The sequence below is a fragment of the Rhizobium sp. G187 genome (genome assembly GCF_051549525.1).
GTDB lineage: Bacteria > Pseudomonadota > Alphaproteobacteria > Rhizobiales > Rhizobiaceae > Allorhizobium.
This window is the reverse complement of record NZ_JBPUGM010000001.1, coordinates 797,958-823,428: the sequence shown is the minus strand read 5'-3', so window position 1 is coordinate 823,428 and position 25,471 is coordinate 797,958. Positions and strand designations below refer to the sequence as shown.

At 59.4% G+C, this 25,471-nt stretch carries 29 protein-coding genes and 2 tRNA genes; 20 read left to right on the top strand and 11 right to left on the bottom strand.

Annotated features, from left to right (window positions below):
• Positions 1–5 precede the first annotated feature (5 nt).
• From ACSV9I_RS03920 to ACSV9I_RS03900, 5 genes are all read left to right on the top strand, one after another.
• Positions 6–500: a DUF192 domain-containing protein gene (locus ACSV9I_RS03920; RefSeq protein ID WP_054158339.1), complete on the top strand. Its 495-nt coding sequence runs from the start codon at positions 6–8 to the stop codon at positions 498–500.
• 94 nt (positions 501–594) lie between these two features.
• A tRNA-Pro gene (locus ACSV9I_RS03915) sits at positions 595–671 on the top strand.
• An 83-nt stretch (positions 672–754) separates the two neighbouring features.
• Positions 755–1,060 carry an ETC complex I subunit gene (locus ACSV9I_RS03910; RefSeq protein WP_438327400.1) on the top strand — a complete coding sequence of 102 codons (306 nt, stop codon included), beginning with the start codon at positions 755–757 and terminating at the stop codon, positions 1,058–1,060.
• 39 nt (positions 1,061–1,099) lie between these two features.
• A tRNA-Arg gene (locus ACSV9I_RS03905) sits at positions 1,100–1,176 on the top strand.
• A gap of 146 nt (positions 1,177–1,322) precedes the next feature.
• Positions 1,323–2,060, top strand: a complete 738-nt coding sequence (locus ACSV9I_RS03900; protein ID WP_438327398.1) for a nuclease — start codon at positions 1,323–1,325, stop codon at positions 2,058–2,060.
• A gap of 94 nt (positions 2,061–2,154) precedes the next feature.
• Here ACSV9I_RS03900 and ACSV9I_RS03895 read toward each other — a convergent pair whose 3' ends face one another.
• From ACSV9I_RS03895 to ACSV9I_RS03880, 4 genes are all read right to left on the bottom strand, one after another.
• Entirely contained in the window at positions 2,155–2,928 is a 774-nt protein-coding gene (locus ACSV9I_RS03895; RefSeq protein ID WP_438327396.1) for an amino acid ABC transporter ATP-binding protein, read from the bottom strand.
• Positions 2,929–2,942: 14 nt separating this feature from the next.
• Positions 2,943–4,097, bottom strand: a complete 1,155-nt coding sequence (locus ACSV9I_RS03890) for an amino acid ABC transporter permease (protein WP_054158343.1) — start codon at positions 4,095–4,097, stop codon at positions 2,943–2,945.
• A 1-nt stretch (position 4,098) separates the two neighbouring features.
• Positions 4,099–5,292, bottom strand: a complete 1,194-nt coding sequence (locus tag ACSV9I_RS03885) for an amino acid ABC transporter permease (RefSeq protein WP_438327394.1) — start codon at positions 5,290–5,292, stop codon at positions 4,099–4,101.
• Between the two features lie 116 nt (positions 5,293–5,408).
• Positions 5,409–6,437, bottom strand: coding sequence for an amino acid ABC transporter substrate-binding protein (locus ACSV9I_RS03880; protein WP_054158345.1), 1,029 nt, complete (start codon positions 6,435–6,437; stop codon positions 5,409–5,411).
• A 357-nt stretch (positions 6,438–6,794) separates the two neighbouring features.
• Between ACSV9I_RS03880 and ACSV9I_RS03875 the strand changes: the two genes are divergently transcribed.
• A complete protein-coding gene (locus tag ACSV9I_RS03875) occupies positions 6,795–7,985 on the top strand; it encodes a cystathionine beta-lyase (RefSeq protein WP_438327391.1) in 1,191 nt (396 codons plus the stop codon).
• A 15-nt stretch (positions 7,986–8,000) separates the two neighbouring features.
• Here the strand turns inward: ACSV9I_RS03875 and ACSV9I_RS03870 are convergent, their stop codons facing one another.
• Positions 8,001–9,164 carry an FAD-dependent monooxygenase gene (locus tag ACSV9I_RS03870; RefSeq protein ID WP_438327388.1) on the bottom strand — a complete coding sequence of 388 codons (1,164 nt, stop codon included), beginning with the start codon at positions 9,162–9,164 and terminating at the stop codon, positions 8,001–8,003.
• A 27-nt stretch (positions 9,165–9,191) separates the two neighbouring features.
• Positions 9,192–9,437 (bottom strand): zinc-finger domain-containing protein, encoded by a 246-nt coding sequence (locus ACSV9I_RS03865; RefSeq protein WP_438327699.1) that lies wholly within the window; start codon positions 9,435–9,437, stop codon positions 9,192–9,194.
• A 163-nt stretch (positions 9,438–9,600) separates the two neighbouring features.
• Here ACSV9I_RS03865 and ACSV9I_RS03860 point away from each other — a divergent pair, with 163 nt between their 5' ends.
• Positions 9,601–10,386 carry an alpha/beta fold hydrolase gene (locus ACSV9I_RS03860; RefSeq protein WP_438327386.1) on the top strand — a complete coding sequence of 262 codons (786 nt, stop codon included), beginning with the start codon at positions 9,601–9,603 and terminating at the stop codon, positions 10,384–10,386.
• A 3-nt stretch (positions 10,387–10,389) separates the two neighbouring features.
• On the opposite strand, the gene ACSV9I_RS03855 is transcribed toward ACSV9I_RS03860, so the two are convergent.
• On the bottom strand, positions 10,390–11,193 hold the full coding sequence (locus tag ACSV9I_RS03855) for an enoyl-CoA hydratase-related protein (RefSeq protein WP_438327384.1): 804 nt from the start codon (positions 11,191–11,193) through the stop codon (positions 10,390–10,392).
• A 71-nt stretch (positions 11,194–11,264) separates the two neighbouring features.
• On the opposite strand from ACSV9I_RS03855, the gene cysE reads away from it, so the two are divergent.
• From cysE to ACSV9I_RS03820, 7 genes are all read left to right on the top strand, one after another.
• Complete coding sequence (gene cysE, locus ACSV9I_RS03850) at positions 11,265–12,089, top strand: serine O-acetyltransferase (RefSeq protein ID WP_054158350.1); 825 nt, start codon at positions 11,265–11,267, stop codon at positions 12,087–12,089.
• A gap of 123 nt (positions 12,090–12,212) precedes the next feature.
• Complete coding sequence (locus tag ACSV9I_RS03845) at positions 12,213–12,416, top strand: DUF3126 family protein (protein ID WP_054158351.1); 204 nt, start codon at positions 12,213–12,215, stop codon at positions 12,414–12,416.
• A gap of 201 nt (positions 12,417–12,617) precedes the next feature.
• On the top strand, positions 12,618–12,965 hold the full coding sequence (locus ACSV9I_RS03840; protein WP_438327382.1) for a phasin family protein: 348 nt from the start codon (positions 12,618–12,620) through the stop codon (positions 12,963–12,965).
• A 240-nt stretch (positions 12,966–13,205) separates the two neighbouring features.
• A complete protein-coding gene (gene clpS / locus ACSV9I_RS03835; protein ID WP_054158353.1) occupies positions 13,206–13,553 on the top strand; it encodes an ATP-dependent Clp protease adapter ClpS in 348 nt (115 codons plus the stop codon).
• Positions 13,554–13,562: 9 nt separating this feature from the next.
• Entirely contained in the window at positions 13,563–16,043 is a 2,481-nt protein-coding gene (gene clpA / locus ACSV9I_RS03830) for an ATP-dependent Clp protease ATP-binding subunit ClpA (RefSeq protein ID WP_438327380.1), read from the top strand.
• A gap of 69 nt (positions 16,044–16,112) precedes the next feature.
• Entirely contained in the window at positions 16,113–16,892 is a 780-nt protein-coding gene (locus ACSV9I_RS03825) for an AzlC family ABC transporter permease (protein ID WP_438327377.1), read from the top strand.
• Entirely contained in the window at positions 16,889–17,227 is a 339-nt protein-coding gene (locus tag ACSV9I_RS03820; protein ID WP_438327374.1) for an AzlD domain-containing protein, read from the top strand. The genes ACSV9I_RS03825 and ACSV9I_RS03820 overlap by 4 nt, the downstream gene beginning before the upstream one ends.
• A gap of 13 nt (positions 17,228–17,240) precedes the next feature.
• On the opposite strand, the gene ACSV9I_RS03815 is transcribed toward ACSV9I_RS03820, so the two are convergent.
• From ACSV9I_RS03815 to ACSV9I_RS03800, 4 genes are all read right to left on the bottom strand, one after another.
• Positions 17,241–17,663, bottom strand: coding sequence for an HIT family protein (locus ACSV9I_RS03815; protein ID WP_438327371.1), 423 nt, complete (start codon positions 17,661–17,663; stop codon positions 17,241–17,243).
• A 72-nt stretch (positions 17,664–17,735) separates the two neighbouring features.
• Positions 17,736–18,935 carry a GNAT family N-acetyltransferase gene (locus ACSV9I_RS03810; RefSeq protein WP_438327369.1) on the bottom strand — a complete coding sequence of 400 codons (1,200 nt, stop codon included), beginning with the start codon at positions 18,933–18,935 and terminating at the stop codon, positions 17,736–17,738.
• A 21-nt stretch (positions 18,936–18,956) separates the two neighbouring features.
• Positions 18,957–19,688: a glycerophosphodiester phosphodiesterase gene (locus ACSV9I_RS03805; RefSeq protein WP_438327367.1), complete on the bottom strand. Its 732-nt coding sequence runs from the start codon at positions 19,686–19,688 to the stop codon at positions 18,957–18,959.
• Entirely contained in the window at positions 19,685–20,155 is a 471-nt protein-coding gene (locus tag ACSV9I_RS03800; protein ID WP_438327365.1) for a RidA family protein, read from the bottom strand. The genes ACSV9I_RS03805 and ACSV9I_RS03800 overlap by 4 nt, the downstream gene beginning before the upstream one ends.
• Positions 20,156–20,271: 116 nt before the next feature.
• On the opposite strand from ACSV9I_RS03800, the gene ACSV9I_RS03795 reads away from it, so the two are divergent.
• From ACSV9I_RS03795 to ACSV9I_RS03770, 6 genes are all read left to right on the top strand, one after another.
• Entirely contained in the window at positions 20,272–21,099 is an 828-nt protein-coding gene (locus tag ACSV9I_RS03795; RefSeq protein WP_438327364.1) for a cell envelope integrity EipB family protein, read from the top strand.
• Positions 21,100–21,290: 191 nt separating this feature from the next.
• A complete protein-coding gene (rpsB, locus tag ACSV9I_RS03790; protein WP_054158360.1) occupies positions 21,291–22,058 on the top strand; it encodes a 30S ribosomal protein S2 in 768 nt (255 codons plus the stop codon).
• 248 nt (positions 22,059–22,306) lie between these two features.
• Complete coding sequence (gene tsf, locus ACSV9I_RS03785) at positions 22,307–23,233, top strand: translation elongation factor Ts (protein WP_438327361.1); 927 nt, start codon at positions 22,307–22,309, stop codon at positions 23,231–23,233.
• 97 nt (positions 23,234–23,330) lie between these two features.
• Entirely contained in the window at positions 23,331–24,053 is a 723-nt protein-coding gene (pyrH, locus tag ACSV9I_RS03780; protein WP_438327359.1) for a UMP kinase, read from the top strand.
• Positions 24,054–24,110: 57 nt separating this feature from the next.
• The gene (frr, locus tag ACSV9I_RS03775; protein WP_054158511.1) at positions 24,111–24,671 is read left to right on the top strand and encodes a ribosome recycling factor; all 561 of its coding nucleotides are present in this window, start codon (positions 24,111–24,113) and stop codon (positions 24,669–24,671) included.
• 48 nt (positions 24,672–24,719) lie between these two features.
• The gene (locus tag ACSV9I_RS03770) at positions 24,720–25,466 is read left to right on the top strand and encodes an isoprenyl transferase (RefSeq protein ID WP_438327357.1); all 747 of its coding nucleotides are present in this window, start codon (positions 24,720–24,722) and stop codon (positions 25,464–25,466) included.
• Positions 25,467–25,471 lie beyond the last annotated feature (5 nt).

The following is a 25,471-nucleotide window of genomic DNA, read 5'->3' as shown; positions in this document are numbered from 1 at the left end:
TGGACATGTCCGCGCGATTCTTTGTAGCATCCTTCAAAAGCGCCATAGTGGCGCTTTTCCTGTTTATGGGCTTCTCGGGCGTCAGTCAGGCAGACGTGACGTTCGACAAGGGGCGAATCGCGTTCGAACTGTCTGGTGGCAAAACCATAGGCTTTGAGGTCGAATGGGCGCTGACCGCCGAGCAGCGCGCACGGGGACTGATGGAGCGCAGCAGCCTTGCCGCAGATGCTGGCATGCTGTTCGATTTCGGTGAAACACGCATGGTAACCATGTGGATGGCCAACACGCCGCTGTCACTGGACATGGTTTTCATTGATGACGAGGGCAGGGTGGTACGTGTTGCCGAGCGCACGGTGCCCTATTCGGAATCGATCGTCAGTTCGGGCGAGCCTGTGCACTATGTGCTCGAGATTCGCGGCGGTCGCGCAGCGGAGGTCGGGCTGGTCCCGGGAGCACGATTGCGCCTTCCGCTGGACCTGCCGCAACCGGTAAATCAATAGGCTTGAATTTTTTCAGTGAATTACGCCCAGGCAAAGCGTGTTTTTGCTGTTGCAGGCGGGAGGGGAACCGTGTATCCCCACACCATTGCTGGAGCGGAGTGTAGCGCAGCCTGGTAGCGCATCTGGTTTGGGACCAGAGGGTCGGGAGTTCGAATCTCTCCACTCCGACCAGCAATGAAAAGCCGGCCTATGCCGCGCTGAATGAAGGGCGGCGGGCTGCCTCGCCGTCATTGGCTTCGAGACGGATGGGACCAATGTCTGCAAAGATCTATCGCCCGGCAAAAACCGCCATGCAGTCCGGCAAGGCCAAGACACATCTCTGGGTGCTGGAATTCGATCAGGCCGCTCCGCGACGAATTGACCCGATGATGGGTTACACCAGCTCAGTAGACACCCGCCAGCAAGTCAAGCTGATGTTCGAAACGCTCGAGCAGGCTGAGGCCTATGCCAAGCGCGAAGCCATTGACTACCGTGTCATCCTGCCTAAGGACGCAAAGCGTCAGGTCGTTTCTTACACCGATAATTTCCGGTTCAGCCGCCTGCAGCCCTGGACGCACTGACCCCTTCTTGCCGCCGGCGCATGGTCGCCGGCCCTGGCCGGTCCCTTAGCTCAGCTGGATAGAGCAAGTGCCTTCTAAGCACTAGGTCGTAGGTTCGAGCCCTACAGGGATCGCCATTTATCCCATCAAGTCTCTGATATAATTCAAACATATGACCTGATGACTGAGGTGTGAAATCATCTGCGGTCGTCGGCGACTCGTCGCATCCGCCAACCATTTGGAAACCCTTGGCGGCGATAATGCCGGTGACGAAAGGTTAACCATGGCCAGCACATCGAACCGCCGCACACCGCGCAAGCGCCGTAAATCCACCCGCTCGTCCGCGAGCAGAAGCGGGCAGGGCCTCACATCGTGGCTTGTCGTTCTCGGTCTCGTCGCCGCGGGTATCGGAGTCTATGAGAACAGGGCGGCAGTGATGAAGGAGGTCGGCCCCTATCTGTCGCGCGACCGCCGCGAGACAAAGACTGAGACCCCGAGAGGAGAACGTCAGGCAGCGTTACCAACGCGCGCCGACAAGGATCTTCCCATCGGCGTCGTCCGAGCGCCTGTGCCGCCCAAAGCAGTTGCAAAGGCATTAGACTCGCCAGTTCCTGTCAGTCGCCCATCGGTATCAGTTGCATCAACGGCGACCGCAACAGCCACAGGCTTACACGGGCCCTTTTATTTTTGCGGCACCTCCGGCCTAGATAAGTGCGTGGCAAGCGGCGACAGTTTCTGGGTCAACAAGAAAAAGGTAGTGTTAGCAGACGTGATTGCGCCCGCGACAGAGAACGCGGCTTGCGCGCAGGAGCGGCAGAAAGGTTTTGCCGCCAAGGTGCGTCTACGGGCACTGTTGAATGCGGGAGAATTCGACCTTCAACTGTTGAAGGGGCAGGGCACGGAGGGATCCTCTGACGCCATGCGGGTTGCGACCCGTAACGGCCGCTCGCTCGGGTCAATTCTCGTTTCCGAAGGCCTGGCGCGACCGCGGATGGCGCGTGGTCATGCCTGGTGCAGCTGATCCACGCCGTTCACTCCAAACACAGAGGCCGAGAATCGAAAAAGGCCCGCCAATTGGCGGGCCTTTTGCGTAACGAGTCGAGGCAGTGCACGGCTTAGTGCAGGATCTGGCTCAGGAATAGCTTGGTGCGCTCATGCTGCGGATTGTCGAAGAACTCGGCAGGCGAGTTTTGCTCGACGATCTGGCCCTGGTCCATGAAGATGACGCGGTCCGCAACCTGGCGGGCAAATCCCATTTCATGGGTGACGCACAGCATGGTCATGCCTTCTTCTGCAAGGCCCACCATCGTATCAAGCACCTCCTTGACCATTTCCGGATCAAGTGCCGAGGTTGGCTCGTCGAAGAGCATGATCTTCGGCTTCATGCAGAGTGCGCGGGCAATGGCAACGCGCTGTTGCTGGCCGCCTGAAAGCTGGCCCGGATACTTGTTTGCCTGCTCCGGGATCTTGACGCGCTTGAGAAAGTGCATCGCGACCTCTTCCGCGTCCTTCTTCGGCATTTTGCGGACCCAGATCGGCGCGAGCGTACAATTCTCGAGGATTGTCAGATGTGGGAAGAGGTTGAAGTGCTGGAACACCATACCGACCTCGCGGCGCACTTCGTCGATCTTCTTCAGGTCATTTGTCAGTTCGATATTGTCGACAAGAATATTGCCCGACTGGTGTTCTTCCAGGCGATTGATGCAGCGGATCATCGTTGACTTCCCGGAGCCCGAGGGCCCGGCGATGACGATACGTTCACCCTTCATCACCTTGAGATTGATGTCGCGCAGAACGTGGAAGTCGCCATACCACTTGTTCATGTTGATCAGTTCGACAGCGACCTCGGTTTCGGAAACCTTGGCATTCTTGAGTTGAGCTTCAGCCATGGGCGTTTTCCTGTTTAGCGTTTATGTCCGGTGTCGAGATGCCGTTCCACGAAGGCGGAATAGCGCGACATGCCGAAGCAGAAGATCCAGAAGATGAAACCTGCAAAGATCAGCCCGGTCAATGGTGTGACGGGCGTGATCCATTTGGCGTCGCCGAAGCTTGCCTTCACGATGCCAAGCAGGTCGTACATATTGATGATGGAGACCAGCGAAGTGTCCTTGAACATGCCGATAAAGGTGTTGACGATGCCGGGAATGACGAGCTTGATCGCCTGCGGCATGATGATGAAAACCATCTTCTGCCCATAGTTGAGGCCAAGAGAATCAGCCCCTTCATACTGGCCCTTCGGTATGGCCTGAAGGCCGCCGCGAATGACTTCCGCCATGTAGGCCGATGCGAAGATCGACACACCGACGAGCGCACGCAGGAACTTGTCGATATTGTCCCCCGGTGGCAGGAACAAGGGCAGAAGTACGCTGGCCATGAACAGGACGGTAATCAACGGCACGCCGCGAACGAGCTCGATAAAGGCAACGCAAGCCGCCTTGACGATCGGCATTTTCGACCGCCGTCCCATGGCGAGCAGGATGCCGAAGGGCAGTGAGACAACAATGCCGATGAAAGACAGGATCAGCGTCACCATCAGGCCACCCCACATCGACGTTTCCACATGGCTGAGGCCGAAGGAGCCGCCGAGAAGCAGGACATAGGCGAGGATGGGCAGCACGACGAGCAGCAGGACGGCGTTCAGCCCCTTGCGTGGCATCTTCGGGATGAGGAAGGGCACCAGAAGCGCGACAAACAGCACGGCGATCAGGATCGGTCGCCAGAGCTGGTCGCGGGGGTAGGAGCCGACCATGAATTGGGTGAACCAGTCACCGACATAGGCCCAGCAGGCGCCACTCCAGCCATCCGGCTGGTTGCCGCCCTGCACGAGTGTCGCGCAGGCCGCGCGTCCGTCACCCGACCAAACAGCCGAGATGAACAGCCAATCAAAGACCGACAGCACGAACCAGACGATCACGGCGCCGAAGGCCAGCGTCATGATGGAGTCGAGCGGGGTGGCAAACAGGTTCTTGCGCATCCAGCCGCCGATCGACTTGTCGGATGTCGGTGCGGGCAGGGCCGGCAGAAATTCCTGGCGGAGATAGGAGATGTCTTTGCTCATCTTAGCGCTCCACCAGAGCCATCTTGGCATTGAACCAGTTCATAAACAGCGATGTCGCAAGGCTGATCGAAACATAGATCAGCATCCAGATTGCAATGATCTCGATCGAATGTCCTGACTGGTTGAGAATCGTCCCGCCCACGGCAACGAGGTCGGCATAACCGATTGCAACCGCCAGTGACGAGTTCTTGGTCAGGTTCAGGTATTGCGATGTCAGTGGCGGGATGATGATCCGAAGCGCCTGCGGCAGAACCACCAGGCGCGTGGTCAGACCGGAACGGATGCCCAGTGCATTCGCTGCTTCGCTCTGTCCTTTCGAGACACCTCGAATGCCGGCGCGAACAATCTCGGCAATGAAGGACGCGGTGTAAAAGGAGAGCGCCATGTAAAGCGACAGAAATTCTGGCCCGATGACGGTGCCGCCGCGCATGTTGAACTTGCCGAGCACCGGCGTATCGAACGTGACGGGTGAGCCGATGGCGACAAAAGCCAGGAGCGGCAAGCCGAGAATCAGTGCCAGATTGATATAAAGAACGGGCGGGCGCTTGCCGGTCGCCAACTGCTTGGCCGTGGCCCAGCGACTGTAGGCGATCGCACCGATGACGCCGAACGCCAGAGCAAGCAGCACAACAGACATGCCCTCGCCGAAGACGGGGGCCGGCATGTAGATACCGCGATTGCTGACGAAAACCGAAAGCGGCAGCGAAAGCGACTGCTTCACGTCGGGGAGCAGTGAGAGTACGCCCTTGTACCAGAAGAAGATGACAAGCAGCGGCGGAATGTTGCGGAAGACCTCGACATAGACGGTCGACAGCCGCGCGATCAACCAGTTGTTCGACAGCCGGCCAATGCCGACCAGAAGACCGATGATGGTCGCGGTGATGATGCCGGTGACCGCCACAATCAACGTGTTAACAAGACCGAGCGTGAGGGCGCGCATATAGCTGGAATCGCTGGTATACGCGATCGGCGTCTGGGCAATGTCAAAGCCCGCGCGGCTGCCGAGAAAGTCAAAGCCAGCGGTCATGTTGGCCCGCGCCAAGTTCTCTGCGGCATTGGTGCCGGCAAACCAGAACAGCCAGACAACGAAGATGACGGTCAGTGCCTGATAGACGAACTGACGCAGGGCGGGATTGTAAAGCAAAGAGGTCCCGGAGCGCGTAGCTCCGCCCCGGTTTGCAGTTTCAACTGCCATATATCTGTCCCCTGAACCGCAGCCTGTTCTGGCCGGGTGCTTATTTTTATTGATTTATGCGTCCTGCCATGAAGCGGGAAGGCGCAGAGCGCCTTCCCGTATGCGGCAATCCGGGTTTAGCGGATCGGCGGAGCGTATTGCAGGCCACCCTTGGACCACAATGCATTGAGGCCGCGTTCGATTTTCAGCGGGCTGCCCTGACCGACGTTGCGCTCGAAGGATTCGCCGTAGTTACCGACCTGCTTGATGATGTTGTAGGCCCACTTTTCATCAAGGCCGAGGTCCTTGCCGATCGTCTGGTCTTTTTCCTCGCCAAGGAAGCGCTTGATATCAGGGTTCTCCGACTTGACCATCTCATCGACATTCGCCTGCGTGATGCCAAAGTCTTCGGCAGTGACCAGCGCGTAATGTGCGAAGGTAACAACGTCGAACCACTTAGAGTCGTTCTGGCGAACGGCTGGCCCAAGCGGCTCCTTCGAGATGATTTCCGGAAGGATGACGTGGTCTGCCGGGTTCGCGAGCGACAGGCGGATCGAATAGAGGCCCGACTGGTCGGTCGTGTAGACGTCGCAACGACCGGACTGATAGGCGGCGTCAACCTCTTCCTGCTTTTCGAAAACGACCGGATTGTATTCCATGCCGTTGGCCTTGAAGTAGTCGGCGAGGTTCAGCTCGGTTGTCGTGCCGGACTGTACGCAAACGGCAGCGCCGGACAGTTCCAGTGCCGACTTCACGTCCAGCTTCTTCGAGACCATGAAGCCCTGACCGTCATAATAGTTCACGGCGCGGAAATCGAAGCCGAGCTGAGAATCGCGGCTGGCGCTCCATGTCGTGTTACGAGCAAGCATGTCGATTTCGCCGGACTGCAGGGCCGGAAAACGGTCCTTGGCAGACAGAGGCGTGAACTTGACCTTGGTGGCGTCACCGAAAACGGCAGCTGCAACGGACTTGCAGAGGTCGACGTCGAGGCCGGTCCAGTTGCCCGACGAATCCTGGGCGCCGAAACCAGCCAGATTGGAGCCGTTCACGCCGCACTGTACGAAGCCTTTTGCCTTGACGTCATCAAGCGTCCCCGCGACCGCGGCCGATGCGCCAAATCCCAGGACGGCAGCGCCGATGGCGACTGACAGGAACTTGTTGTTCATTTTTCCCAACCTTTTTCTCTTGTTTTTCGTGCGATGGCGTCAGCCTGAAACGAAACGCGACGACCATCGGCTCGATAGCCTCCCGGGCCGAGCGCTTCTATCACAATCGTAAATGGATGCATGGTCAAGTGTTTATGGAAACGCCTGATCAGAAAAGCGCTAATTTGCCGAAACCGCATCGAATTTAGGCAATTTTGGCGAGCAAGAGCAAAAATGTGATCATTTTTGTATCTGCAGCAGTGATTGCATTGCGTGGGAAGCATGGCTGCACCTGGCGGCGGAAGGGCGCAACATACTCTTGACCTCGGGCGCGACATCGGACGACAACAGCAGGGAAACGCAGACGGAATGAGAGCGATGAGTAAGAACAAGGACTGGCTGGCATCCGCCGGCAGCAACACGAAACTATGCCACTCGGGCTATGAGCCGACCGATTATTTCGGCTTCGTCAATCCGCCCGTCGTGCACGCGTCCACGGTCCTTTTCCCGAGTGCGCGGGCCATGGAAACGCGCTCCCAGCCCTACACATACGGCACCCGCGGTACGCCGACGACCGATGCGCTCTGCCGAGCGATCGACGAGCTTGAGGGTTCTGCCGGCACGATCCTGGTGCCGTCCGGTCTGGCCGCAATCACGGTTCCCTTCCTCGCCTTCCTGTCGGCCGGTGATCATGCGCTCATTGTCGATTCCGTCTATTCGCCCTGCCGTCATTTCTGCAACACCATGCTGACGCGGCTCGGGGTCGAGGTCGAGTACTATGATCCGGAGATCGGGGACGGGATTGAGACGCTGATCCGGAGCAATACCCGGCTGGTGCATACAGAGGCTCCGGGCTCCAACACGATGGAGATGCAGGACATTAGGACAATCTCTGCGATTGCCCACCGGCACGGCTGTGTCGTCACCATGGACAATACATGGGCGACGCCACTCTACTTCAAGCCGCTCGACCATGGCGTCGACATCTCGATCCATGCCGCGACGAAGTATCCATCCGGACATTCGGACATCCTGCTCGGCACGGTGTCCGCCAATGCGGAACATTGGGAGCGGCTGAAGGAAGCCAATATCACGCTCGGCATCTGCGGTGCTCCAGATGATTCTTACCAGATTCTGCGCGGCTTGCGCACGATGGGGCTCAGGCTCGATCACCACTACCGCAGCGCGCTTGCTGTTGCCCGCTGGCTTGAGGCGCGCAAGGATGTGGCACGGGTCCTGCACCCGGCTCTCGAAAGTTTTCCGGGCCACGAGATCTGGAAACGTGATTTCAAGGGGGCGAGCGGCGTCTTTTCCTTCCTCTTGCCTGCCTCATCACCCGATAAGATCAGGCCAAAAGCGCATGCATTCCTCGATGCACTCCAGCTCTTCGGTCTGGGCTGGTCCTGGGGCGGTTATGAGAGCCTGGCGGTTCAGGTCAATCTGGATGACCGCACGATCCGCAAGGGACCGGTAGACGCTGCCGTTATCCGCCTGCAAATCGGTCTCGAGGACGTCGAGGATATCATGGCTGACCTCGAACGCGGCTTCGCCGCGGCGTCGGTCGTGTAATCTCGCTTTGATGTCTCAGCTGTCGATCTTGTGGCCATAGAGCCAGTCAAGATCGGCGGCGAGCCGCTCGGGCGAACGCAAGGACAGGACAATGTCCCGCCCTAAGCGGATAGGACCGCGGGCGTGATAGGCGAGGCGGTTGAAATCACCGCGCGCCTTGACGCGGGAAGCCCTTGCTTTCCGAACCTTCTCGAAATCCGAGAGTGCGAGGGGGAGCGGCGTGCGGGCCACGTGATGAGCGAGCGCATAGGCGTCTTCGATTGCCATCGCGGCCCCTTGCGCCGAAAATGGCATCATCGCATGCGCGGCATCACCGATCAGCACGGTATCGTAGCCATTCTGCCAGTTGCCCTCTGAAGCCTGATAGAGCGGCCAGAATGTCGGGTTGATTGCCCCGGCCAGAATGGTCCGTATATCGCTATGCCAGCCGGAAAACTGCTCAAGCAGCATCGCCCGGCGCGCAGCATCTGCCTCGATCGCCCAGCCTTCGTCGCTTTTTGCCCCGCTCGCAATGGCGACCAGATTGAAGCCGCCGATTTCCCTTAGCGGATAGCAGACGAGATGCGCCTTGGGGCCAAGAAAGGCCGTCACCCCGTCGCGAGACAGGAAGCTGGGTGCCTTGTGCTGATCGACCGTGAACCGCCACGCGATATTGCCGGAAAAGCTGACACTGGGGCTGTCGGCGATGGCGTCACGCGCATTTGACCAGACGCCATCGGCGCCGACAACCAGATCCGGTCGGCGACCTGTCACGGCTTCGATTGCATCCGCCCCAACCCCTTGGATCCTCTGTCCAAGATGCAGGCGGCAAAGCGGCTGATTAAGTACGGCCCGAAGAAGGGCCTGCTGCAGGGTGGATCGATGAAGCACGCCGTAGGGCTTGCCCCACCGCATGCGGGCAAACGAGCCGGCTGGTACCTGCGCCAATTGCCGTAGATTGGTGCCTGAAGCCAACACAATGGACTGCGGCTCGATCCAGTGCCTCTCAAGGTCGGCAAGCACGCCAAGCTGATCGAGTACGCGCGTCGCATTCGGGGATAGCTGCAGGCCAGCCCCCACTTCGCCGAGTTGCGGCGCCTGCTCAATGATGTCGCTGGAGATGCCTTTGAGGGCAAGCGAAAGGGCAGCCGTCAGGCCTGCCACCCCGGCTCCGATGATGGCAGCGTGCGCGATAGCCATGATGTTATGCCGATCGATCCGCCGCGATCACGCCGCCTTAACGTGGAAGACGCAGCCTGGCGGGTTGGTCTGTTCGGCTTTCAGGCTCGGATTGTAACGATAAAGGGTCGAGCAGTAGGAGCAGACTTTCTCGTCATCATGGCCCATATCGATGAAGACATGCGGATGGTCGAAGGGCGTGGACGCGCCGGTGCACATGAATTCCTTCACGCCGATTTCGATCACGCGATGACCGCCGTCGTTCTGGAAATGGGGAATGGTGTGGCCGGCCATGACAGACTCCGAAACTGCTTCGATAATTTGGCCGGACATTAGCGCCCTCCGGTTCAAAAGTGTAGAGCCAAAGCCATGCTCGACCCACAGAAAATCGGCCTGCGGCAATTGATGTCAGGACCTGCTTGACTAAGGTGCGGATCGAGCCTGAAAGGACTTTACGATGAATCTCGATGCGCCGCCCTTTTCCCGTTTTCGCAATCATGGCCTGGAGCTTGCTTACTTCGATGACGGCGATCCGGCGGGCGAACCTATTCTTCTGATCCACGGGTTTGCCTCTTCGGCCAGCGTAAACTGGGTTTATACCGGCTGGCTGCGAACATTGGGGGATGCTGGTTTCCGCGTCATCGGCATTGACAATCGTGGCCATGGGGAAAGCGACAAGCCGCATGATCCAGAGGCCTATCACCCGTCGGATATGGCGAGCGATTCAGCAGCTTTGCTGACGCATCTCGGTATCGCTGACGCCCATGTAATGGGTTACTCGATGGGCGCACGAATCGCGGCCTTTCTGGCAATCGAACATCCCGACCGTGTGCGCTCCCTGGTCTTTGGTGGCCTCGGTATTGGCATGTGTGATGGTGTTGGCGACTGGGATCCGATCGCGGAAGCCCTTCTGGCGCCGTCGCTGGAGGATGTGACGCATGAGCGGGGCCGGATGTTCCGGGCTTTCGCCGACCAGACGCGGTCTGACAGGATGGCGCTCGCAGCGTGCATCAGCACGTCACGTGACCTCGTGTCACGCGAGGACATCGCCCGCGTCGATGTCCCGACCCTGATTGGTGTCGGCACGAAGGACGACATCGCCGGTTCCGCTCAGGAGCTTGGTGACCTGATGCAGTTGGCAACGGTTCTCGATATCCCCAATCGAGACCACATGCTCGCGGTAGGTGACCGCGTTTTCAAGAAGGCGGTCCTGGAGTTTCTCGCCGCGCGCGCTGCATCTTGATACTCACTTTCCGGTGAAGGTGGGCTGCCGCTTTTCGGCAAAGGCAGCCCGACCCTCGGCATAGTCGGCGCTGGTGAAGGTTGACACGCCCAGGATTTCTGCTTCGCGCAACAGGTCAAGGTCCGCAGTTTCAACCGCGCGGATCGCCAGCTTTGACGCCCTGATCGACAGGGGCGCATTCGCCGCAATTGCCTTGGCAACGACAAGTGTCTCCGCATCAAGCGCCGCCGGGTCTGTGACCGCAGAGAGGAAGCCGCAGGTGAAGAACTCGTGCGCGGTGAGGCTTGCGCCGGTGAATAGGGCACGGCGCGCCATTGCGCTGCCAAGTCCACGGACGAAATCCTGCACTGCATCGGCTGGATAAGCGATCCCGAGCCGCGCGGCCGGCACGGCGAAAACAGATCTGTCGGCCGCAATTCTCAGATCAGCGGCAGCCGCAAGACCGAACCCGCCGCCATAGCAGATCCCGCGGATAGCGGCGATCACCGGAACCTGTGCCTCGCGAACGGCAGCGAATGCGGCGCTGTTGCTGGCCTCATACACCCGTGCGGTCTCGGCATCTTTGCGCAGGGTTGCAAATTCCGAAATGTCTGCTCCAGCGCTGAAGTCCACCTCTCCGCCGCCTTGCAGCACGATGACGCGGGCACCGGCCGACGCCTGAAGCCATTGAATGGCGTCGGGGATTGCCCGCCACATGGCGGCATTGATCGCATTTTTTCGGGAAGGGCTGTCGATGACGAGATAGCCCACGCCCCCATCACAGCTTGCCTTGATCTGGTTCTGCGCGAAAGCGTTCGATTGTTTCATGCCGGCCCCATTTGTGTTCGTTGGGTCTTCGTCTATATAATAGCCTTCCAATACGAATGGGGAGACCGGCAATGGTCGCACACAACGACATCCTCAAGGCCGATATCGTGAAATCCATGGATCCGATCTGGGACAGTCTGCGGCATGAAGCCCGACTGGCGGCTGATCGCGATCCGATGCTGGCCGCATTCTTCCATTCGACCGTGCTGAGCCATCGCTCGCTTGAGGACTGCGTGATCTATCGGATTTGCGAGCGGCTTGACCACAGTGATGTCCCGGCGATCGTTCTGCGTCAGGCGTTTGAGGCCATGATGGCTGACTGGCCGGAATGGACCGGCATTCTGCGCGTCGATATCCAGGCCGTGTATGATCGCGACCCCGCCTGCACCCGTTTCATGGAGCCGGTTCTCTATTTCAAGGGCTTCCATGCGATCCAGACACACCGTCTGGCGCATTGGCTCTGGAATAACGGCCGTCGTGACTTTGCGCTGTATCTCCAGAGCCGCTCGTCCAACATTTTCCAGACCGACATCAATCCGGCCGCGCGCATCGGCAAAGGCATCTTCCTCGATCATGCGACCGGCCTGGTCGTCGGTGAGACTGCCCGCATCGGCGACAATGTCTCGATCCTGCATGGCGTGACGCTAGGCGGCACGGGCAAGGAGGGGGCCGACCGCCATCCCAAGATCGGCGATGGCGTGATGATTGGTGCGGGCGCGAAAGTGCTCGGTAATATCGAGGTTGGTAGTTGCTCGCGCATCGCTGCCGGGTCCGTCGTCCTCAAACCTGTGCCGAAATGCACCACGGTCGCTGGTGTCCCGGCGCGCGTTGTGGGTGAGGCGGGCTGTGCCGAGCCGGCGCGTTCCATGGATCAGATGATCGCATCGGTCGACTGAGGGCTGGCGTCAGCCACACGGGTCGCCTGGTCTTGGCCTGGGCAAAGTGCGGTTTGCGTCTTTACATCCGCGGAACGCCCGTGCGACAAGCGCGCAAATTCGAACCAAGCATGGAGACTGAGCGTGAAGCCCGATGAATTGAAGAAGCTCGACGCCTATTTCAAGCGGACCTTCAACCCGACGATGAGCGTCAAGGCTCGTCCGCGCAAAGATGACTCGGCCGAGGTCTATGTCGGTGACGAGTTTCTCGGTGTTGTCTTCAAGGACGAGGAAGATGGCGACCTCTCCTATAATTTCTCGATGGCGATCCTCGACGTTGATCTGTAATAGGGCTTGTAGCCCTGGGTTGAGGTGGTTGGGAAATTCCCTCGACCTATCAAAGACCTGAGGCCCTCGCGCCGACGAGGGCCTTTTTTATTGTTGCGTAATGCAACCTTGGGTGTTGTTGCGACGCACAATTTCGCTTGACGCTTTTTGTGCGGGTGCTATCTTTCGCAAGAGAATGACACGCTTGATGGAGGAAATCGCATGATCAATTTCGATGAAGCCAACAAGAAGGGCAAGGAAGCCATGGACACCATGCTGAAGAACTATTCGGAGGTGGCGCGCGGTTTCCAAGCGATCGCTACGGAGGCTGGCGATTATTCGAAGAAGTCGTTTCAGGACATGGCATCCTACATGGAAGCTCTGACCACCGTGAAGAGCGTTGAGGCTGTCTTCGAATTGCAGACTTCCTTCCTCAAGTCCTCCTATGAGAGTTTTGTCGCCGAGGCGACGAAGTTGAGCGAGATGTATGCAGATCTTGCAAAGACAGCCTATAAGCCATTCGAGGCGCAGATCGGCAAGATGCCATCCATGACGCCAGTCGCTGCCTGATCGAGGCTTGCGTGAGCCCTGCGAGACCGGTTGCGCCCTGCGCAGCCGGTCTTGTCATTTGTGCTCGCTGGTATAACTTGTCTCTCCTATATCTTCGGGTCTACCGTGCTGCGGGACAAAATCTCTTGAGCGTGCGGCCGGGGGCTTAAAATCACCAGAATATGACCTACCTACTGTGCTGAGTGTTCGTCCGCACCGATGTGCAAAGGCAAACGGCCGGGCAACGGAGAATGAACTGAAATGACTGCAAAGCCGGTCTTCATGCAAAGCCAGGGCGACGGGGAGAATGCCAACCGCGGCACCTCCGTGATCACCCGCACCAAGCCGAAGACAAAGAAGCCGAATCTGTACCGCGTACTGCTTCTCAACGACGACTACACGCCCATGGAATTCGTGATCCATATCCTGGAGCGCTTTTTCCAGAAGGACAGGGAAGCCGCCACCCGCGTCATGCTCCATGTGCACAATCATGGTGTCGGCGAATGTGGCGTCTTCACGTACGAAGTCGCCGAGACGAAAGTCTCGCAGGTGATGGATTTCGCGAGGCAACATGAGCATCCGCTTCAATGCGTCATGGAAAAGAAGTGAGGATCAGACGTGCCAACATTTTCGCCCAGCCTTGAGAAGGCGCTGCATCAGGCCCTGACCTACGCAAACGAACGTCACCATGAATATGCGACGCTCGAACACCTGTTGCTTGCTCTGATCGACGATGCCGATGCAGCCGCCGTCATGGGGGCCTGCAACGTCAATCTCGACGTTCTGCGCAAGAACGTTTCCGAATTCGTTGACAACGATCTCTCCAATCTGGTGACGGGATACGACGAGGATTCGAAGCCGACTTCGAGCTTCCAACGCGTCATCCAGCGCGCCGTGATCCACGTGCAGTCGTCAGGGCGCGAAGAGGTGACCGGCGCAAATGTTCTGGTCGCGATCTTTGCAGAGCGCGAGAGCAACGCTGCCTACTTCCTGCAGGAGCAGGAAATGACACGCTACGACGCGGTCAATTACATCTCCCATGGCATTGGCAAGCGCCCGGGCTCCTCCCAGGTGCGCACCCCGCGCGGCGCGGAAGAGGGTGAGGCTGAAGCCAAGCCCGGTCGTGAGCCAGAGGAAGGTGCTGCGAAGGGCGGCAAGCAGGAGGCGCTGAAGGCTTACTGCGTCAACCTCAACGAAAAGGCGAAGACCGGCCGCATCGACCCGCTGATCGGCCGCCATGATGAGGTCAACCGCACGATACAGGTCCTTTGCCGTCGATCGAAGAACAACCCGCTTTATGTTGGCGATCCCGGCGTCGGTAAGACGGCGATCGCCGAAGGCCTCGCCAAGCGCATTGTTGAAGGCAAGGTGCCGGAAGCGCTGGCAGACGCGACGATCTTCTCGCTCGACATGGGCACTCTGCTTGCAGGGACCCGCTATCGGGGTGACTTCGAGGAACGCCTGAAACAGGTCGTGAAGGAACTGGAAGACTATCCGGGTGCCGTCCTCTTCATCGACGAGATCCACACCGTGATCGGTGCGGGCGCAACGTCAGGCGGCGCCATGGATGCGTCCAATCTGTTGAAGCCGGCCCTGTCTTCCGGTGCGATCCGCTGCATAGGCTCCACCACCTACAAGGAATACCGCCAGTTCTTCGAAAAGGACCGGGCACTTGTGCGCCGCTTTCAGAAAATCGACGTCAATGAGCCGTCGATCGATGATGCGATCGAAATCATGAAGGGTCTGAAGCCCTATTTCGAGGACTATCACAAGCTGCGTTACACCAACGAGGCGATCAAGTCGGCTGTCGAGTTGTCGGCGCGTTACATCTCTGACCGCAAGCTGCCGGACAAGGCGATCGATGTGATCGACGAAACCGGCGCGGCCCAGATGCTGCTGCCGGCCTCCAAGCGCCGCAAGCTGATTACCGAGAAGGAGATCGAGGTCACCATCGCGACGATGGCCCGGATCCCGCCCAAGACGGTGTCCAAGGACGACGAGATGGTTCTCGCCAACCTGGAGAAGGAACTGCGTTCCGTCGTTTATGGTCAGGATGCGGCAATCGAGGCGCTGTCGACTGCAATTAAGCTCGCCCGTGCGGGGCTGCGCGAACCAAACAAGCCGATCGGCTCCTACGTCTTCTCCGGCCCAACCGGCGTTGGCAAGACGGAAGTGGCAAAGCAGCTCGCTGCCTCGCTCGGTGTCGAGATGCTGCGCTTCGACATGTCGGAATACATGGAGCGGCATACGGTTTCGCGCCTCCTCGGTGCGCCTCCCGGCTATGTCGGCTTCGACCAGGGTGGTCTTTTGACCGACGGCGTCGATCAGCATCCACACAGCGTGGTACTGCTCGATGAGATCGAAAAGGCGCATCCGGATATCTACAATATCCTGTTGCAGGTCATGGACCATGGATCTTTGACAGATCACAACGGCAAGAAGATCGACTTCCGCAACGTCATTCTGATCATGACGACCAATGCGGGTGCGTCTGAGATGGCGAAGTCTGCCATCGGCTTCGGTTCGTCCAAACGCACCGGGGAGGATGAGGAGGCAATCAACCGCCTGTTCACGCCGGAATTCCGCAACCGTCTGGATGCGATCATTCCGTTCGCACCGCTGCCAAGTGACGTCATTCACAAGGTCGTTCAGAAGTTCGTCATGCAACTGGAAGCACAGCTTTCGGAACGGGGCGTGACTTTCGATCTGTCGGAACCGGCGATCGCCTGGCTGGCCACCCGTGGCTATGATGAAAAGATGGGGGCACGTCCGCTTGGTCGCGTCATCCAGGAATACATCAAGAAACCGCTCGCTAACGAGATCCTGTTCGGCAAGCTCAAGAAGGGCGGCCTGGTCAAGGTCGGCGTGAAGGCCGGAGAAAACGGCGAAGAGGTCCTCGACCTTGAAGCGATTTCCGAGGTGGCGCCGGTGAAGCCCAAGCCCGAAGCTGAAGTCGTTTCTGCCAAGCCGGTCAAGGCTAAGCGCAAGTCAGCGCCAAAGGCGGCAGCCGTCGAGGATGAAGGTGAGGTGGCGGTGATCGAAGCCGCGCCGCAGCCGGCCAAGCGTAGCGCGGTGCCGAAAGTGCCGAAGAAGAAGTAAGTTCTCCGTTTCAGGAGATCGGTGCCGGGCGCAAGCCCGGCACTTTTGTTTGTCGATCTGGAATACGCAATGGCTTCGGCTCCACCTGCACTGTCTCAAGGCCGCTGGTTTCTTGCGGGGATGCGCGGCCTTTTCAGCCTCCCGGCCGTCATCCTGATGATTTCCTTCGTCGGCTTTTCGGCCTTCGCGCTGGAATCGGGCGTCAGCCGAACCGAGGCGATGGTGATGACTGCCACTGTGTGGGCACTGCCGGCCAAAATGATCCTCATCGGTACGATGACGAGCGGGGCGAACCTTCTGGCGATCTTCCTCGCCGTCTCCCTGTCCTCAATTCGGCTGATGCCGATGGTGGCCTCCCTCGTGCCGGAAATGCGCAACGACCGAACGCCGACCTGGTTGCTGCTGATCCTCTCCCATTTCGTCGCCATCACCGCCTGGGTCTTCGCGATGAGCTCGTTCAAGGAAGTGCCACGCGAAGCGCGCATCGCCTATTTCGCCGGCTTCGGCATCACGCTGGTCACGGTGAACACGGTGCTCGTCGGCGTCAGCTTCGGATTGGTTGCTAGCTTCCCGCCGGTCGTCGCCGGACTGCTGTTCTTCCTGACGCCCGTCTACTTCATCGCCTCGATCTGGGCGACCGGTCGCCAGTCGGTGGTCAAGGTAGCTTTCGTCGTCGGCGTCGTCGCTGGCCCACTCCTTGCAGTTCTGGTGCCCGGCTTCGACATCCTGATCGCCGGGCTTGGCGGCGGCACAGTGGCCTATCTGTTCGATCGCTACGTCATCCGTAAGGGCCAGTCTTCCGTAGCTGAGAGGGGCGAGGGATCGGGACAGCCGGAGGAGGCCGTATGATGGCGGAATACTGGCCCTATATCGTGATCCTCGTCGCCGGTTGGCTGGCAACCGACATCTGGCGATGGCTAGGGGTTCTGGCCGGCAACCGGCTGCAGGAAGGCTCGGAAACCTTGAATTGGGTGAGGGCGGTGGCCACAGCGCTGGTCATGGCTGTCACGGCAAAGCTCGTGGTCTTTCCGACAGGCACTCTGGAGGCCTCACCGCTGTGGTTGAGGCTCCTTGCCGCCGGCATTGGCTTTGCCGCCTTCCTGATCGCCGGCCAGCGCGTGCTGGTCGGCGTCGTCGTACCACTTGCCATTCTAGGCGCCGGTCTGCTTTGGCTACCGTCCTGACAGAGGGAAGGTATCAGAGGGCGGCTTTGATTTTTTCAGCCTGCGCTTTGAGAACATCGACATCAGCCATGCCGCCTGAATGCGGCTTCAGCGGCAGCGCCTCGTGCCGCGGGATCACGTGGAAATGGAGATGATATACCGTTTGGCCGGCCGCTGCTTCGTTGAACTGCGCGACATACACACCGTCCGCCTCGAAGGCGTCCTTCACGGCATTGGCGAGCTTCTGAACCACCGGCAAAACCTTCGCAAGCACGGCAGGATCGGCATCCAGGAGATTGCGCGAACCGACCTTGGGAATGACCAGGAGATGGCCGGGGGCCTGTGGCATCACATCCATGAAGGCCAGGGTATCGTCGTCTTCATAGAGCTTGACCGACGGAATGTCGCCGCGCAGGATCTTGGCGAAGATGTTGTTGGGGTCATAAGGCGCAGTCATCAGCAAAAACTCCTCGATTCGTCAGTTAGTTAACGCCAAGATCCGCCGTGCGACAAGCCTGGAGGCATCTGGTCAGCCGTCGATTTCCTCGCCCGGCCGCGACGGGCGCTCACCCTTTCGGAAAGGCGTGTGTCCTTCGAGATAGGCGCCGATCTGCGCCACCTCCTGTCGTTCCTGGTCGAGATAGTTTGCAACAGCGCGCCGCAGACCCTGATGCGCGATGAAATGTGCGGAATGGGTGGTTACAGGCTCATAGCCCCGAGCGAGCTTGTGCTCGCCCTGCGCGCCCGCCTCGACACGCGAGAGACCATGCGCCAGCGCAAAATCGATCGCCTGATGGTAGCAAACCTCGAAATGCAGGAAGGGGTGGTCTTCGATGCACCCCCAGTGCCGGCCATAGAGCGCATCGGCACCGATGAAATTGATCGCGCCTGCGACATAGCGGCCATCGCGCTTCGCCATGACCAGCAGGATATCGTCGGGCATGGTCTCGCCGATGAGGGCATAGAAGCTGCGGGTCAGATAGGGACGACCCCATTTGCGGCTGCCGGTGTCCATGTAGAAATGGAAGAAATGATCCCAGATCTCGTCGGTCAGATCTTTGCCGGTCAGCCAGTCGATGCTGACGCCGTTTTCCAGCGCAGCGCGGCGTTCCTTGCGCAGGTTCTTGCGCTTCGATGAGGACAACTCGCCGAGAAAGGCCTCGTGATCGGCGTAACCCCGATTGATAAAATGGAATTGCTGGTCCGTCCTATGCAGGAATCCTGCTTCTTCGAGCGCCGGCAGTTCCTGTTCCTGCAGGAAGGTCAGATGTGAGGATGAAACGCCGAGTTCGATGGTAATCTGTTGCAATCCCTGCGCAAGCAGTGCTTGGACGCGTGCCCGATCCTCGCCTTGTCGCACCAGCAAACGCGGCCCGGTGGCCGGTGTGAAAGGTACGGAAGCCTGCAGCTTTGGATAATACCGCCCTCCCGCCCGCTGGTAGGCATCCGCCCAGCCATGATCGAAGACATACTCGCCCTGACTATGGCTCTTCAGATAGCACGGCACAGCACCGATCAGTTTCTCGCCTTCGGAAAGCAATAGGTGGTGAGCAAGCCAGCCCGTTTCGGCATGAGCGGAGCCCGATTGTTCAAGCGCCGATAGGAAGGCATGCGAGATGAAGGGATTGTATCCTTCTCCGGAACGCGAGGTTCCGGAGAGGAGGGCCCATTCGGTCGGATCGATCTCCAGGAAGGAGCCGACAATGCGGATCGTAACCTCGTCTGCCATGCGGTCCTGTTGGTCGTTGTCTCAGGCAATGGCCGGTGATTGGCGCGGGTCGAAGCCTTCGAACGTCATCTGATCTGCATATGTATAGGTCTGTGCCCGCATGATTTCATCCCTGACGGTCCAGGTAATCACAGGCGTGGCCTTTTCACGCAGGCCGGAGATGAAATCATTTGGCAAATGCGCGACGCAATAGGAGACGAAATCGAGGCCGAGCGCCATAGCCTCTGCATGCTCTGCGAAATTCTCCGGTTTCTGCCCTTCTGCGGTGAGGCCCACTGGATAGGGGCAGTCTGCCTTCTTCAAGGCGCGCAGCAGATGGAAGTCGAAGCTCATCAGCGCAACCTTGCCCTGATAGCCCTCCAGAACTTCGAGAACGGCCTCAACATAGCCATCGTCCTGCTCGGCATTGATGCCCTTGAGCTCGATCACCAGCGGCACGCGTCCCTTAACGAGGTTCAGCATCTGGCGCAGCGTTGGAATGCGGTCCTTGGTGGCGCCGATTGACAGGAGGCCGAGCTCACTGGCCGTCCGCTCCCGAACTTCGCCCGCCATGCTGCAAAGGCGCTGAAGATCGTGGTCGTGGAACACCATCGGGACACTGTCGGACGAAAGCTGGATATCGCATTCGATGGCAAATCCGGCATCGATGGCCCTGGAAAAGGCAGAGAGGGTGTTTTCCCAGACCGCATGGTTCATGTCGTGATAGCCGCGATGCGCGACGGGCAGGTCCTTGATCCAGTCAGCCTTGGTCACGCACGGATCTCCATGATGGCGTCGATCTCGACTGCTGCATTGAGGGGCAGGGCAGCCATGCCGACGGCCGCGCGCGCATGCCGGCCGGCTTCGCCAAGGATTTCAGCGATCAAATTGGATGCGCCATTGATCACGAGGTGCTGCTCGACAAAGCCCGGGGCAGAAGCGACGAAGCCATTCAGCTTCACCACCTTGACGATCCGGCCGAGATCGCCGCCGAGTGCCGCCTTTGCTTGAGCAAGGATATTGATGGCGCAGAGCCGCGCTGCCCGCTGCGCATCTTCGAGGCCCACATCGCTGCCGACGAGCCCGGTGACGGCAATCCGTCCCCCGTCCATGGGGAGCTGTCCAGACAGGTGAAGCATGTTACCGGACACGACGAAGGGAACATAGTTGGCAGCAGGGGCGGCGGCTTCGGGCAGGCTGATCCCTGCGGCCGCCAGGCGGGCTTCGATGGTGTCGGACATGACGCAATCCCGGATTGTTGAAAAAGAGCGATAAAGTCGAAGTGACGAAAAGCATGTCTCGCTTTTGACGAATGTGGTCTTATAACATCGTGCCGGACTACAACAGGAGAATGTCGATGTACCCTCTGCGTTTGGCGCTTGGCGCCACCTTGGCTCTCCTGGTAATTCCGGCCGGCTATGACGCCCATGCGGCGCCAACGGGCCTTGTTCCGCACCGTGCGGTCTATGATATCGTCCTCAAGGAAGCCTCGGATCGTTCCGGCATCGAATCGATGCGCGGCCGCATGGTCTACGAATTCAACGGATCGAGTTGTAAGGGCTTCAGCACGGAATTCCGCTTTGTCACCCGTATCGACATGGGCGACGGCGTTCGCGTCACGGACCAGCGATCCTCGACTTTCGAGGATCTTGCCCAGGGTCGGTTCCGTTTTGACAATAAATCCTTCACCGACGACCAGCTCGACAAGGATGTCACTGGCGATGCGGCCGATACCGGCGGCAAGGTGAAGATCGAACTGACAGGCCCCGACAAGCGCGGCCTGGAAGTGGCAGCAAGCCGCTTCCCGGCGGAACATATGCTCGAGGTCATCGCGCGGGCGCATCGGGGGGAGCGCATCTTCGAATCACGGATCTTCGACGGCTCTGAAGATGGTGATCAGACATTTCTGACGACGACGATTGTCGGTCGGCCGCAGAAGCCATCGAAAACCGATCCCGAAGTGGAAGCGGCGGCGGAACTGGCGACCGCCGACTACTGGCCGGTCTCGATTGCCTATTTCAATGATCAGTCAACCGGCGACCAGGAGCCGATCTACAATCAGTCCTTCAAGCTCTACGAAAACGGTGTCACCCGCGATCTGACGCTGGACTATGGCGACTTCGTTCTCGCGGGCAAGCTGACCAAACTCGAAGTCCTCGGCAATCCTGAGGCTGATTGCCGGTGATTCTCGGCATCGACAGAGTGTTTGTCCGGATTGCGGCTTGATTTTTCATGGGCCGCCCTGTATGGGCCGCATCATTCCACACGCGAAGCTTGGGATCGACAGGGAGAAATCCTGCCGATTCCGCCCGGTGGCAGGTTCAAAAGGCTTGCTGTTTGTTTCGCGGGGGTTCAACCGGAAAAGGATAACAAGGCATGGCATTGCCCGATTTCTCTATGCGTCAGCTTCTCGAAGCTGGCATTCACTTCGGTCACCAGACTCACCGCTGGAACCCGAAGATGAAGCCGTACATCTTCGGCGATCGTAACAACATCCACATCATCGATCTGGCCCAGACCGTGCCGATGCTGTCGAAGGCCCTGCAGGTCGTCTCCGACACCGTTGCTCGCGGCGGTCGCGTTCTGTTCGTTGGCACCAAGCGCCAGGCTTCGGAAATCATCGCTGACAGCGCCAAGCGTTCGGCCCAGTACTACGTCAACTCCCGCTGGCTCGGCGGCATGATGACCAACTGGAAGACCATTTCGAACTCGATCGCTCGCCTGCGCAAGCTTGACGAGATCCTGGCTTCGGAAGGTTCTGGCTACTCCAAGAAGGAACGCCTCAACCTCGAGCGCGAGCGCGAGAAGCTCGAAAAGGCTCTCGGCGGTATCCGTGACATGGGCGGCACCCCGGACCTGATGTTCATCATCGACACCAACAAGGAAAAGATCGCGATCGACGAAGCCAAGCGCCTCGGCATCCCGGTTGTTGCTGTCATCGACTCGAACTGCGATCCGGACCTGATCGACTACCCGATCCCGGGCAATGACGACGCTTCGCGCGCCATCGCTCTCTACTGTGACCTGATCTCGCGCGCTGCCATCGACGGCATCGCACGCCAGCAGGGCGCTTCGGGTCGTGACCTCGGCGCCTCCGCCGAAGCTCTGATCGAGCCGGCTCTCGAAACCGAAGCCGACGCTTAAGACCTGTATTCGCGGCGGTCTCCGCCGCATCTTCCCGTCAAGGGAATGGCCGCCTGTGCGCTCCCCGGAGCAACGGGCGGCCTCCGTTCTTCCGGACGCCTCTGCGAGGTGTCGGAGACGACCCATGGGTTCCGTGGTGGCCGTTTCATCACGTTGTCACATATCCGGGTACATTTCGTCCCAAAACAGCGGCTCTCCGGCTTGTCCCAGACAGCGGACCGGCCGCCTGAACAGACAAGAGGCACACAATGGCTGAAATCACTGCAGCACTGGTTAAGGAACTGCGCGAGAAGTCCGGCGCAGGCATGATGGATTGCAAGAAGGCGCTGACCGAGAACAACGGCGACATCGAAGCCGCCATCGACTGGCTGCGCGCCAAGGGTATTGCCAAGGCTGACAAGAAGTCCGGCCGCACCGCCGCAGAAGGCCTGATCGGCATCTCCGGCGCTGGCACCTCGGCTGTTGTCGTTGAAGTCAACTCCGAGACCGACTTCGTTGCCCGCAATGATGCGTTCCAGGAACTGGTTCGCGGCGTAGCCTCCGTTGCTCTCACCACCGACGGGTCTGTCGACGCGATCGGCGCAGCCACTTATCCGGCCAGCGGCAAGTCCGTCACCGACACCATCAAGGATGCGATCGCTCATATCGGCGAGAACATGACCCTGCGTCGCTCGGTCAAGCTCTCGGTCGAAGATGGCGTCGTCGCCACCTACATCCACAATGCTGCTGCTGACGGCCTCGGCAAGCTCGGCGTCCTCGTGGCTCTGAAGTCGACCGGTAACAAGGACGTACTCGCTGCCATTGGCCGCCAGGTCGCCATGCATGTCGCCGCCACCAACCCGCTCGCCATCCGTGCGGACGAAGTCGACGCAGACGTAGCCGAGCGCGAACGCAACGTCTTCATCGAACAGTCGCGCGCTTCCGGTAAGCCGGACGCCATCATCGAGAAGATGGTCGAAGGCCGCATGCGCAAGTTCTTCGAAGAAGTCGCCCTTCTGTCGCAGTCTTTCGTCATCAATCCTGACCTGACCGTTGGCGACGCCATCAAGGCTGCCGAAAAGGATGCTGGCGCACCGATCGAAGTCGCCGGCATGGCACGCCTGCTGCTGGGCGAAGGCGTCGAAAAGGAAGAGTCCGACTTCGCTGCCGAAGTTGCAGCCGCTGCCAAGGGCTGATCTTTCCTTTATCCTTATCGCAGGGAAAACATCGGGCATCGCGTGACAACGCGATGCCCTTCGTGTATCGGGCAGACAATCGTATTCGGGAGACTTCATGACAGCCGAACCATTGTTCAAGCGCGTCCTTCTCAAGGCTTCCGGTGAAGCCCTCATGGGCAGCCAGGGCTTCGGGATCGACGTGGCCGTCGCAGACCGCATCGCCTCCGATATTGCACAAGCGCGCCACATGGGCGTCGAAGTCGGCGTCGTGGTCGGCGGAGGCAATATTTTCCGCGGCGTTGCTGTGGCATCGAAGGGCGGCGACCGTGTCACCGGCGACCACATGGGCATGCTTGCCACCGTGATCAACGCGCTGGCGCTGGCAACCTCGCTGCGTAAGCTGGATATCGACACCGTCGTTCTGTCCGCGATCGCGATGCCGGAAATCTGCGAAAGCTTTTCGCAGCGTGCAGCCATCCATCATCTGTCCCAGGGCCGGGTGGTGATATTTGCCGGCGGTACCGGCAACCCATTCTTCACGACAGACTCCGCCGCTGCACTCCGCGCTGCGGAAATCGGCGCCCAGGCAATTTTCAAGGGCACTCAGGTGGACGGCATCTATTCCGCCGACCCGAAGAAAGTGCCCGATGCGACGCGCTTCGACCGTTTGACGCATGATGAAGTGCTGCAGAAGGGGCTCGCCGTGATGGACGTCGCCGCCGTGGCACTGGCACGCGAAAACCACATTCCGATCGTTGTCTTCTCGATCCATGAGAAGGGCGGATTCTGCGAGATCCTGCAGGGCCGCGGCCGCATGACGATCGTTACCGACAATTGAACCTAAGGGGCCAGGCCCTATTCGGCCGGTCCATTCAAGAGCAATGGGAGAACCATGATGACCGCAGGGGTTGATCTCAACGACATCAAGCGCCGTATGGACGGCGCGATCAACGCGTTCAAGAACGATATCGCTTCGCTGCGCACCGGCCGCGCATCGGCCAATGTTCTCGATCCGGTGACAGTCGAAGCCTACGGTTCGCGCGTGCCGTTGAACCAGGTGGCAAACGTTACGGTTCCGGAGCCACGCATGCTCGGTGTCTCGATCTGGGACAAGTCCATGGTGGGCGCCGTCGATCGGGCTATCCGCGAAGCCAATCTCGGCCTGAACCCGATTGTCGATGGCCAGAACCTGCGTATTCCTTTGCCGGAGCTCAACGAAGAGCGCCGCAAGTCGCTGGTCAAGGTCGCCCATGACTACGCCGAAAAGGCGAAGGTTGCGATTCGCCACGTGCGTCGTGATGGCATGGACAGCTTGAAGAAGGCTGAAAAAGACGGCTCGATCAGCCAGGACGACAGCCGCAGCCTGTCCGAGAAGGTCCAAAAGATGACCGACGAGACGATTGTCGATATCGATCGCTTGCTCGTCGAGAAGGAAAAGGAAATCATGCAGGTCTAGACTGTCGCGACCGCGCATCGTTTGAACCGCCGCTTGGACACACACCCTATGTCGACTTCCGCAGAGCCTATCGTTCCCCTTCACGTTGCCATCATCATGGATGGCAACGGCCGCTGGGCGAACGCGCGTGGACTGCCCAGGACATTTGGTCACCGCAAGGGCGTGGAAACCGTGCGCGAGACGGTTAAGGCTGCTCGGGAAGCCGGGATCGGCTTCCTGACACTGTTTGCGTTTTCCTCGGAAAACTGGCGCCGTCCCGAGGCTGAGATCAATGAACTCTTCGGGTTGCTGAAGGCCTTCATCCGTCGGGATCTCGCTGAGCTCCACCGGGCAAATGTTCGCATCAGGGTCATTGGCGATCGCGCGACCTTGAAGGATGATATCCGTTCTCTTCTACTGGAAGCGGAGGAGCGGACAGCCGGCAATGCTGGCATGACGCTGGTCATCGCCTTCAATTACGGGGCAAGAGACGAGATCGCGAGAGCTGCTGCCCGTCTCGCTGAAGAGGTGAGGGCCGGGCGCCTTGAGCCGCACGAGATTGATGCCCAGCGGATCAATGACAGCCTCGACACCGCCGGTATCCCGGACCCCGATCTGGTCATCCGCACCAGCGGGGAGGAGCGGCTGTCGAATTTCCTACTCTGGCAGGCTGCCTATGCCGAACTGATGTTCGTGCCGGAGTTTTGGCCCGATTTTACGCCGGAGCTGTTTAGAGCCGTTTTGGAGCGCTTCGCAGCGAGAGATCGCCGTTTTGGCGGCCTTTCAGCTAAGCCCATGGCGGCGGTCGGTTCGTGATGGCG

Coding starts and splice junctions, on each gene's coding strand:
- ACSV9I_RS03920 (WP_054158339.1), top strand. CDS start 6: ATGTCCGCGCGATTCTTTGTAGCATCCTTCAAAAGCGCCATAGTGGCG.
- ACSV9I_RS03910 (WP_438327400.1), top strand. CDS start 755: ATGTCTGCAAAGATCTATCGCCCGGCAAAAACCGCCATGCAGTCCGGC.
- ACSV9I_RS03900 (WP_438327398.1), top strand. CDS start 1,323: ATGGCCAGCACATCGAACCGCCGCACACCGCGCAAGCGCCGTAAATCC.
- ACSV9I_RS03895 (WP_438327396.1), bottom strand. CDS start 2,928: ATGGCTGAAGCTCAACTCAAGAATGCCAAGGTTTCCGAAACCGAGGTC.
- ACSV9I_RS03890 (WP_054158343.1), bottom strand. CDS start 4,097: ATGAGCAAAGACATCTCCTATCTCCGCCAGGAATTTCTGCCGGCCCTG.
- ACSV9I_RS03885 (WP_438327394.1), bottom strand. CDS start 5,292: ATGGCAGTTGAAACTGCAAACCGGGGCGGAGCTACGCGCTCCGGGACC.
- ACSV9I_RS03880 (WP_054158345.1), bottom strand. CDS start 6,437: ATGAACAACAAGTTCCTGTCAGTCGCCATCGGCGCTGCCGTCCTGGGA.
- ACSV9I_RS03875 (WP_438327391.1), top strand. CDS start 6,795: ATGAGTAAGAACAAGGACTGGCTGGCATCCGCCGGCAGCAACACGAAA.
- ACSV9I_RS03870 (WP_438327388.1), bottom strand. CDS start 9,164: ATGGCTATCGCGCACGCTGCCATCATCGGAGCCGGGGTGGCAGGCCTG.
- ACSV9I_RS03865 (WP_438327699.1), bottom strand. CDS start 9,437: ATGGCCGGCCACACCATTCCCCATTTCCAGAACGACGGCGGTCATCGC.
- ACSV9I_RS03860 (WP_438327386.1), top strand. CDS start 9,601: ATGAATCTCGATGCGCCGCCCTTTTCCCGTTTTCGCAATCATGGCCTG.
- ACSV9I_RS03855 (WP_438327384.1), bottom strand. CDS start 11,193: ATGAAACAATCGAACGCTTTCGCGCAGAACCAGATCAAGGCAAGCTGT.
- cysE (WP_054158350.1), top strand. CDS start 11,265: ATGGTCGCACACAACGACATCCTCAAGGCCGATATCGTGAAATCCATG.
- ACSV9I_RS03840 (WP_438327382.1), top strand. CDS start 12,618: ATGATCAATTTCGATGAAGCCAACAAGAAGGGCAAGGAAGCCATGGAC.
- clpS (WP_054158353.1), top strand. CDS start 13,206: ATGACTGCAAAGCCGGTCTTCATGCAAAGCCAGGGCGACGGGGAGAAT.
- ACSV9I_RS03825 (WP_438327377.1), top strand. CDS start 16,113: ATGGCTTCGGCTCCACCTGCACTGTCTCAAGGCCGCTGGTTTCTTGCG.
- ACSV9I_RS03820 (WP_438327374.1), top strand. CDS start 16,889: ATGATGGCGGAATACTGGCCCTATATCGTGATCCTCGTCGCCGGTTGG.
- ACSV9I_RS03815 (WP_438327371.1), bottom strand. CDS start 17,663: ATGACTGCGCCTTATGACCCCAACAACATCTTCGCCAAGATCCTGCGC.
- ACSV9I_RS03810 (WP_438327369.1), bottom strand. CDS start 18,935: ATGGCAGACGAGGTTACGATCCGCATTGTCGGCTCCTTCCTGGAGATC.
- ACSV9I_RS03800 (WP_438327365.1), bottom strand. CDS start 20,155: ATGTCCGACACCATCGAAGCCCGCCTGGCGGCCGCAGGGATCAGCCTG.
- ACSV9I_RS03795 (WP_438327364.1), top strand. CDS start 20,272: ATGTACCCTCTGCGTTTGGCGCTTGGCGCCACCTTGGCTCTCCTGGTA.
- rpsB (WP_054158360.1), top strand. CDS start 21,291: ATGGCATTGCCCGATTTCTCTATGCGTCAGCTTCTCGAAGCTGGCATT.
- tsf (WP_438327361.1), top strand. CDS start 22,307: ATGGCTGAAATCACTGCAGCACTGGTTAAGGAACTGCGCGAGAAGTCC.
- pyrH (WP_438327359.1), top strand. CDS start 23,331: ATGACAGCCGAACCATTGTTCAAGCGCGTCCTTCTCAAGGCTTCCGGT.
- frr (WP_054158511.1), top strand. CDS start 24,111: ATGACCGCAGGGGTTGATCTCAACGACATCAAGCGCCGTATGGACGGC.
- ACSV9I_RS03770 (WP_438327357.1), top strand. CDS start 24,720: ATGTCGACTTCCGCAGAGCCTATCGTTCCCCTTCACGTTGCCATCATC.